General features: G+C 66.5%; 1 protein-coding gene and 1 pseudogene. One reads left to right on the top strand and one right to left on the bottom strand.

The window, feature by feature from the left end:
* Positions 1 to 519: cyclic nucleotide-binding domain-containing protein (locus F6S12_RS32195; RefSeq protein ID WP_315869914.1), on the top strand; the 519-nt coding region annotated here is incomplete at its 5' end.
* 352 nt (positions 520 to 871) lie between these two features.
* Here the strand turns inward: F6S12_RS32195 and F6S12_RS32190 are convergent.
* Positions 872 to 967: pseudogene (locus F6S12_RS32190) on the bottom strand (AraC family transcriptional regulator); the annotation flags it as partial.

Here is a 967-nt window from a genome sequence, read left to right as displayed (position 1 = left end):
CTGCTGTCCGCCGCCGAGCCCGTCCAGGCGGCGACCCTGTCGCGGCCCCGGGCACTGCTGGACGCCTCGAGCATCTTTTCCACCCTGCGCCAGGATGAGAAGGACACCTTCAGCCAGAACATGCACCTGCAGACCTACCGTGCCGGCGAGACCATCCTGGCCCAGGGCGAGGTCAGCGATCACCTGTTCATCATCGAATCCGGGGTGGTTTCGGTGACCATGCAACGCGACGGCAAGCCCTTCGAGGCCGGGCGCATGGGGCCGGGGGAGGTCATCGGCGAAGCCGGCGTGGTGGCCGATCAAGCCACAGTGGCGCAGTTTGCGGCCAAGACCTTCTGCAGCCTCTACCGCATCGACAACGAGTTCCTCAAGCCCTGCCTGGATGCGCGCCACGACATCAACGAGGCCATGAAGAACCTCTTGGATTTTCGCCGGCACATGGCCCAGACCCTGTCCCAGGCTGCGCCCAAGCCAGCGCCCAGGAAGGGTTTCCTGCAATGGCTGCGCAGCCGCACCTGAGGCGCCGGCCACCCCAAGCCCCGGCCCGGCCCTGGCCTGACAATATCCCTGACATCGCCGCGTCTGCGCGCAGCCGTTCGCAGCCTGCGGCAGCGGCTACAAAAGTCGCCGAACGGCACTGGCCCTGTAGCCGCTGCTGAGCTTGCGAAGCTGCGCAAAGGCCCGCAGGGCCTTGCCTGGCGATCTCCCGCCCTGCCTCGCCAAGGCGCTGGGCCGCGACGGCATTGGTCTCCTCAAGCTCCCCGATAGCGGTCATGGGCCTGGGTGCGTGCGGCACGTAACGTAGCCCCACCTCGACCCGTGCTGTAGCGGTGGGCTTTCGCCACATCCCCCAGGAATGAAACGTGCGGCCTTACTTGAAATACGCCCGCGGCGTGGTGCCGGTCATGGCCTTGAAGAAGGCGATGAAGATGCTGTCGCTGGCAAAGCCCAGTGCGCAGGCGCTGTA

Origin of the sequence: Pseudomonas sp. JV245A (assembly GCF_032424515.1) — a bacterium.
GTDB lineage: Bacteria > Pseudomonadota > Gammaproteobacteria > Pseudomonadales > Pseudomonadaceae > Aquipseudomonas > Aquipseudomonas protegens.
The sequence above is the reverse complement of the archived record's forward strand: the minus strand, read 5'-3'. Positions and strand labels throughout refer to the sequence as shown.